Source organism: Methylibium sp. T29 (genome assembly GCF_000576205.1).
Taxonomy (GTDB): domain Bacteria; phylum Pseudomonadota; class Gammaproteobacteria; order Burkholderiales; family Burkholderiaceae_C; genus Methylibium; species Methylibium petroleiphilum.
In genome coordinates, this window is the sequence record NZ_AZND01000167.1 from 1 (window position 1) to 7,703 (window position 7,703).

4 protein-coding genes and 2 pseudogenes are annotated in these 7,703 nt (G+C 71.3%); 4 read left to right on the forward strand and 2 right to left on the reverse strand.

The annotated features are described in order from the left end of the window. The coding region (locus tag x551_RS16055; RefSeq protein WP_173402817.1) for an MFS transporter at nt 1-634 on the reverse strand (634 nt) is incomplete at its 3' end. Nucleotides 635-741: 107 nt separating this feature from the next. Here x551_RS16055 and x551_RS26540 point away from each other — a divergent pair. Continuing rightward, nucleotides 742-924: a hypothetical protein gene (locus x551_RS26540; protein ID WP_036234944.1), complete on the forward strand. Its 183-nt coding sequence runs from the start codon at nt 742-744 to the stop codon at nt 922-924. Here the strand turns inward: x551_RS26540 and x551_RS16065 are convergent. Next, nucleotides 921-1,861: pseudogene (locus x551_RS16065) on the reverse strand (LysR family transcriptional regulator). The gene x551_RS26540 and the pseudogene x551_RS16065 sit on opposite strands and share 4 nt — an antisense overlap. Before the next feature lie 166 nt (nt 1,862-2,027). Between x551_RS16065 and x551_RS16070 the strand changes: the two are divergent. The 3 genes and pseudogenes from x551_RS16070 to x551_RS16080 all read left to right on the forward strand — a co-directional run bounded on the left by x551_RS16070 (nt 2,028) and on the right by x551_RS16080 (nt 7,470). Beyond that, nucleotides 2,028-2,939, forward strand: a complete 912-nt coding sequence (locus tag x551_RS16070) for an alpha/beta hydrolase (protein WP_036249499.1) — start codon at nt 2,028-2,030, stop codon at nt 2,937-2,939. Further along, on the forward strand, nt 2,936-4,165 hold the full coding sequence (locus tag x551_RS16075) for an efflux RND transporter periplasmic adaptor subunit (protein ID WP_036234942.1): 1,230 nt from the start codon (nt 2,936-2,938) through the stop codon (nt 4,163-4,165). Before x551_RS16070 ends, x551_RS16075 begins: the two co-directional genes overlap by 4 nt. Nucleotides 4,166-4,228: 63 nt before the next feature. Further along, nucleotides 4,229-7,470, forward strand: a pseudogene (locus x551_RS16080) (efflux RND transporter permease subunit). Nucleotides 7,471-7,703 lie beyond the last annotated feature (233 nt).

Below are 7,703 nucleotides of genomic sequence, written 5' to 3' on the forward strand. Positions count from 1 at the left end.
GCAGCGGGCTCGCGCCCTGCGCCGCCGGCAGGTCGGGCACGCCGCGGCGCACCAGCACGCAGGCCAGCGCGGCGATCGCACCGACCAGCACGAATGCGGACCGCCAGCCCCAGTGCTGGCCCATCCAGGCTGCGATCGGCACGCCGACCAGCGTGGCGCTGGTCAGGCCCAGCATCACCAGACCCACCGCGCCGGCGCGGCGATCGGGTGGCGCCAGCGAGGCGGCCACCAGTACGGCCACACCGAAGTAGGTGCCGTGCGGCAGGCCGGCGATGAAGCGCAGCGCGTTCAGCGACAGATAGCCCGGCGCCAGCGCACTGGCGAAGTTGCCCAGCGCGAACAGCGCCATCAGGGCCATCAGCAGCCGGCGCCGCGGCCAGCCGGCGGCCAGCACCGCCAGCACCGGTGCACCGATCACCACGCCCAGCGCGTAGGCGCTGATCACGTGGCCGGCCTGCGGGATGCTCACGCCGAGGTCACGGGCCACCTCGGGCAGCAGGCCCATGATCACGAACTCGCCGGTGCCGATGGCGAAGCCGCCGACGCCGAGCGCAACCACCGCCGGCCAGAACGTCCGGTCGCGGGCGGGGGGCGATGACGGCTGTGACGCGGGTGCAGGATCGGAGGGGCGCATCGGGCGCATTGTGTTGCGCCGCAACAAACCGTGCGAGCCGCGGGCCTTTGCGGCCCTGCTCACCGCTTCACCGGCCGACAGACTCGTCGATCATCTACTCGTCGACGATGCGCAGGCATCAGCGCCCGGGCACAGGCGGCCGCCGACGTGCGCGCGGCCGCAGCCGCCGCAGCGCCATCGCAGCACGCAATCTCGTGCACCACGCCGCCTTGCGGGCCGACCTGGTCAGCGTGTTCAAGCTGGCCACGGCGCCGGACGTGCCGGGAGCGGCGCGCACGACAGCTGCCTAGCGCGCCACGCGCGGCAGGCTGCTCTTGCGCTGCATCAGGTCGTCACGCGCGAACAGCTCCGCGACCCAGTCGACGAACACGCGCAGCTTGGCGCTGAGATGGCGGTTGGTGGGTAGACCACGTGGATCGGCACCGGCTCCGAGCACCAGTCCGCCAGCACGGGCTCGAGCTCGCCGCGGCTGATGTGGGTCTGCAGCATGAAGGTCGCGGCCTGCACGACGCCGAGTCCGGCGAGGCCGGCCGCCACGTAGGCGTTGGAGTCGTTGACCGACAGCACGTAGCGGCCCGCCACCTCGATGCGCTCGCCGTCCTTGTGGAAGTCGAACGGGTACTGCCGGCCGGTGCGCGCCGAGAAGAAGCCGATCACCGCGTGCGCGCCCGACTCGAGCTCGCGCGGATGTCGCGGCATGCCGTGGCGCTTCAGGTAATCGGGCGACGCGGCGGCCAGGAACTGCAGCTCGCCAACGCGACGCGCCACCAGCGACTGGTCGATCAGTTCGCCACCGCGCAGCACGCAGTCGACGTTCTCGCTCAGCAGGTCGACCGGGCGGTCGCTGACGCCGAGGTCGATCTGGATGTCGGGATAGAGCGCATGGAACTGCGGCAGCGCCGGGATCAGCACCAGCGTGCCGACCGACGAGCCGACGTCGATGCGCAGCCGCCCGCGCGGGCTGGTCTTCGCGTGCGACATGCTCGACTCGAGTTCGTCGATGTCGCCCAGCAGCCGGATCGCGCGGTCGTAGTAGGCCGCGCCGTCCGGCGTGACCGTGACGCGCCGCGTCGTGCGGTTCAGCAGCTTGGTCTGCAGCTGCGCCTCGAGCATCTGCACCAGCCGCGTCACCGAGGGCTTGGGCAGCTGCAGCGAGTCGGCCGCCTTCGTGAAGTTGCCGGCCTCGACCACGCGCACGAAGGCCTGCATCGCAGAGAACTTGTCCATGGGCGCCGCCTCCCCGCGCTGGTGATGCCGCACCGACGCGGCGGCCGGATTATTGCGTTGGTGAAACAAATCGTGAGCGAAACGGCTATTTATTGTTTCAACGCCCGCCACTATCTTCTGCTGCATCGCAACACGCTTCATGCCGTCTCTGCGGCCCGACGCCCTCATGACCACCTCGCCGCCCCGCTCCGCCCCCCTTGCGCCGCCCGCCGGCGTGGTGGTCTGGGCGGACCAATGGATCCCGGTCGATGCCGGTGAGCCGCTGAAGGCGCGCGTCTACGGCAGCCGCCCGCGCGGCCGCTCGGCGCCGCTGGTGCTGCACTTCCACGGCGGCGCCTTCGTGGCCGGCGGGCTGGACAGCGGCGCCACGGTCGCCGGCCTGCTGGCCGAGGCCGGGGCGGTGGTGGTGTCGCTCGATTACCCGCTGGCGCCCGCCCACCCCTTTCCCGCCGCCATCGAGGCCGGCCACGCTGCGCTCACCTGGATGCACCGCCACCGCAGCCGGCTGGCCGGCCAGAGCGCGACGGTCTGGGTCGCCGGCGAAGAGGCGGGTGGCAACCTGGCCGCGGCCGTGGCACTGATGGCGCGCGACCGGCGCAGCCCGCCGCTGGCCGGCCAGATCCTGATGTCGCCGATGCTCGATCCCTGCGTGGCCACCGCCTCGCTGCGCGATGCCGATGCCGGCCCCGTCGGTTGCCTGTGGGCCGACGGCTGGCACCAGTACCTGCCCGGCGCCGCCGACGCCGACCACCCGTATGCGGCGCCCGCTTCGGCGATGCGGCTGACCGGCGTGCCGCGCACGCTGCTGATCACCGCGCAGGACGACCCGTTGCGCGACGAGGCGCTGGCCTATGCACGGCGGCTGCGCGACGCCGGCGTCGAGGTCGATGAGGCGTTTCTCGACCAACCCACCGGCTGGCCCTGCGCCTGCAAGCAGCCCGCCGGCGCGCAGGCCGCCTGGGCGCCCGTGGTCCGCGGGCAGTTCCAGGCCTTTCTGCAGCGCGCTCATGCGCCGGCCGCCGTTCCAGTTTCCGCGTCTTCCTCCATCCAGAACCGCCGCCCCGGGAGCCTCTCATGAACCAGCCCTCTTCCTCTCCCAGCCCGCGCCGCCTGTGGGCCGCCGGCACCGCCCTCACCGCGCTGATCGCGGTGTCGGCCGCCTTCTTCGGACTCAACAGCCCCAACGCCGAGGCCAACCCGGCACCGACCGCCCCCGCGGCGACGCCGGTCTCGGTGGCCACCGTCGTGCAGAGCCAGGTCGCGGCGTGGGACGAGTTCTCCGGCCGCCTCGAAGCGGTGGAACGGGTCGACGTGCGCTCGCGCGTGGCCGGCGCGGTGCAGTCGGTGCACTTCCGCGAGGGCGCGCTGGTCAAGCAGGGCGAGCTGCTGATCACCATCGACCCGGCGCCCTATGCGGCCGACGTGGAGCGCGCCGAGGCGCAGGTGGTCGCCGCCCAGGCGCGCGTGGCGTACACGCGCAGCGAGCGTGACCGCGCCCAGCGCCTGTGGGACGAGCGCGCCATCGCGCAGCGCGAGTACGACGAGCGCGTGAGCGGCCAGCTCGAGGCCGATGCCAGCCTGCGCGCCGCGCAGGCCGCACTGCAGTCGGCGCGCCTGAACCTCGGCTACACGCAGGTGCGTGCGCCGGTGGCCGGCCGCGTGGGCCGGCTCGAGATCACCGTCGGCAACCTGGTGGCGGCCGGCCCCGGCGCGCCGGTGCTGACCACGCTGGTGTCGGTGAGCCCGATCTACGCGAGCTTCGACGCCGACGAGCAGGTGGTGGCCCGTGCGCTGAAGGACCTTCCGAGCGGCGCGAGCGCGCGCAGCCAGCTCGAGCGCATCCCGGTGCAGATGGGCACCGCCGCGAACAGCGACACGCCGCGGCTCGGCAAGCTGCAGCTGGTGGACAACCAGGTCGACGCGAAGAGCGGCACGGTGCGCGTGCGCGCCGTGTTCGACAACGCCGACGGCAGTCTGATGCCCGGCCAGTTCGCGCGGCTGCGCATGGGCCAGGCCCGCAACGGCAGCGCGCTGTTGGTCAACGAGCGCGCGGTCGGCACCGACCAGAGCAAGAAGTTCGTGATGGTGATCGGCGCCGACAACCGCGCCGAGTACCGCGAGGTGCGGCTCGGTGCCCACGTCGACGGACTGCGCGTCGTGACCGACGGCCTGAAGGCCGACGAGCGCATCGTCGTCAACGGCCTGCAGCGCATCCGTCCGGGCGCGCTGGTCGCGCCGAAGCCGGTGGCGATGGACGCCAAGCCCGAGCTGCAGGCGCGCGGCGACGCAGCCTCGCAATCCTGATGACCTGAACCGACCGGGGGCCCGACCCCCGGCGTCTCCGCCGTATCCCCGAGGGAGGGAGCCATGAACCTGTCCAAGTTTTTCATCGACCGACCGATCTTCGCCGGCGTGCTGTCGCTGCTGATGCTGATCGCCGGGCTGATCGCGCTGCGCGGCCTGCCGATCTCCGAGTACCCCGAGGTCGTGCCGCCCTCGGTGGTGGTGCGTGCGCAGTACCCGGGCGCCAACCCCAAGGTGATCGCCGAGACGGTGGCCACGCCGCTCGAGGAGGCCATCAACGGCGTCGAGGGCATGCTCTACATGGGCAGCCAGGCCACCACCGACGGGCTGATGACGCTGACCGTGACCTTCCGCCTCGGCACCGACCCCGACAAGGCCCAGCAGCTGGTGCAGAACCGCGTGTCGCAGGCCGAGCCGCGGCTGCCGGAAGAGGTGCGCCGCCTCGGCATCACCACCGTGAAGAGCTCGCCGGACCTGACGATGGTGGTGCACCTGCTGTCGCCGAACGACCGCTACGACATGACCTACCTGCGCAACTACGCGGTGCTCAACGTCAAGGACCGGCTGGCGCGCATCGACGGCGTGGGCCAAGTGCAGCTGTTCGGCTCGGGCGACTACGCCATGCGCGTCTGGCTCGATCCGCAGAAGGTGGCCGCGCGCGGCCTGTCGGCCAGCGACGTGGTGGCCGCGATCCGCCAGCAGAACGTGCAGGCCGCCGCCGGCGTGGTGGGCGCCTCGCCGGGCCTGCCGGGCGTGGACCTGCAGCTGTCGATCAATGCGCAGGGACGGCTGCAGAACGAGGAGGAGTTCGGCGACATCATCGTCAAGACCGGCGCCGACGGCGCGGTGACACGGCTGCGCGACCTGGGCCGCATCGAGCTCGGCGCGGCCGAGTACGCGCTGCGCTCGCTGCTCGACAACAAGTCGGCCGTCGCGGTGCCGATCTTCCAGGCGCCGGGCTCCAACGCCATCGAGATCTCGAACCAGGTGCGCGCCACCATGGCCGAGCTCAAGCAGTACATGCCCGAGGGCGTGGACTACGAGATCGTCTACGACCCCACGCAGTTCGTGCGCGCCTCGATCGAATCGGTGATCCACACGCTGCTCGAGGCGGTGGCGCTGGTGGTGCTGGTGGTGATCCTGTTCCTGCAGACCTGGCGCGCGTCGATCATCCCGCTGCTGGCGGTGCCGGTGTCGGTGATCGGCACCTTCGCGGTGATGCACCTGTTCGGCTTCTCGATCAACGCGTTGAGCCTGTTCGGACTGGTGCTGGCGATCGGCATCGTGGTGGACGACGCGATCGTGGTGGTCGAGAACGTGGAGCGCAACATCGAGGCCGGCCTATCGCCGCGAGACGCCACCTACCGCGCGATGCGCGAGGTCTCGGGACCGATCATCGCGATCGCGCTGGTGCTGATCGCGGTGTTCGTGCCGCTGGCCTTCATCAGCGGCCTGACCGGGCAGTTCTACCGCCAGTTCGCGCTGACGATCGCGATCTCCACGGTGATCTCGGCGATCAACTCGCTCACGCTGTCGCCGGCGCTCGCCGCGATGCTGCTGAAGGGTCACGGCGCGCCGAAGGATGCGCTGACGCGCGGCATGGACCGCGTGTTCGGCCGCTTCTTCGCGCTGTTCAACCGCGCCTTCAAGCGCGGCGCCGAGGGCTACAGTGGCGGCGTCACGCGCGCCATCTCGCGCAAGGCCGTGATGATCGGCGTGTACCTGGTGTTCCTGGCGGTGACGGTGGGCCTGTTCAAGGCCGTGCCCAGCGGCTTCGTGCCGGCGCAGGACAAGCAGTACCTGATCGGCTTCGCGCAGCTCCCCGACGGCGCCACGCTCGACCGCACCGAGGACGTGATCCGCCGCATGGGCGACATCGCGCTGAAGACGCCGGGCGTCGAGCACGCGGTGGCCTTCCCCGGCCTGTCGATCAACGGCTTCACCAACAGCTCCAACTCCGGCATCGTGTTCACGCCGCTGAAGCCCTTCGACGAGCGGCGCGACCCGAGCCTGAGCGGCGCGGCGATCGCGGCCGACCTGAACCGCCAGTTCTCGCAGATCGAGGACGCCTTCATCGTGATGTTCCCACCCCCGCCGGTGCAGGGCCTGGGCACCACGGGCGGCTTCAAGCTGCAGCTCGAGGACCGCGGCTCGCTCGGCTACGCGGCGATGGACGGCGCGGTCAAGGCCTTCATGGCGAAGGCCCAGCAGGCGCCCGAGCTGGCCGGGCTGTTCTCGAGCTACCAGGTCAACGTGCCGCAGCTCTATGCCGACATCGACCGCACCAAGCGCGCCAGCTCGGCGTCGCGGTGACCGACGTGTTCGACACGATGCAGATCTACCTCGGCTCGCTGTACGTCAACGACTTCAACAAGTTCGGCCGCACCTACACCGTGCGCGTGCAGGCCGATGCCACGCACCGCGCGCGCGCCGAGGACGTGGGCCTGCTGAAGGTGCGCTCGGCCTCCGGCGAGATGGTGCCGCTGTCGGCGCTGATGACGGTGCAGCCGAGCTTCGGCCCGGAGCGCGCGATGCGCTACAACGGCTACCTGTCGGCCGACATCAACGGCGGCCCGGCCCCGGGCTACTCGTCGGGCCAGGCGCAGGACGCGGTGAACCGCATCGCCGCCGAGACACTGCCGCCGGGCATCAGCTACGAATGGACCGAGCTGACCTACCAGGAGATCCTGGCCGGCAACTCGGCGATGTGGGTGTTCCCGCTCGCGATCCTGCTGGTGTTCCTGGTGCTCGCCGCGCAGTACGAGAGCCTCACGCTGCCGCTGTCCATCATCCTGATCGTGCCGATGGGTCTGCTCGCGGCGATGACCGGCGTGTGGCTCGACGGCGGCGACAACAACGTGTTCACGCAGATCGGGCTGATCGTGCTGGTGGGGCTGAGCGCGAAGAACGCGATCCTGATCGTGGAGTTCGCGCGCGAGCTGGAGTTCGCCGGCCGCACGCCGGTGCAGGCGGCGATCGAGGCCAGCCGGCTGCGGCTGCGCCCGATCCTGATGACGTCGCTGGCCTTCGTGATGGGTGTGCTGCCGCTGGTGCTGTCGAGCGGTGCCGGTGCCGAGATGCGCCAGGCGATGGGCGTCGCGGTGTTCGCCGGGATGATCGGGGTGACCGCCTTCGGCCTCTTCCTCACGCCGGTGTTCTATGTGCTGCTGCGCCGCCTGGCCGGCAACCGCCCGCTGACGCAGCACGGCGAGGTGCCGCACGCCGAGGCCTTTGCCGGCACCCCCGGCACCGGTGGCGCGAGCCTGAAGCCGCTGCCGGCCGCGCCGGTGGCCCACCACGACTGAAGCAGCGGACCGCTGCACTTCCTTCCGAGCAGAGAACGTCATGAAGCTTCCTTCTCCTCCTTTGCCTTCCCTCGCCGGCCGCCTGCCGCGGCTGCCTCGGGCCATGCTGGCCCCGCTGTTCGCAGCGCTGGTGCTGGCGGCTGCGCCACCGCCCCGCCATCGACCCCGCGGCACTGCCGGTCGCACCGGTGGCCTTCAAGGAAGGCGACGGCCGCTGGACCACGGCCGCCCCG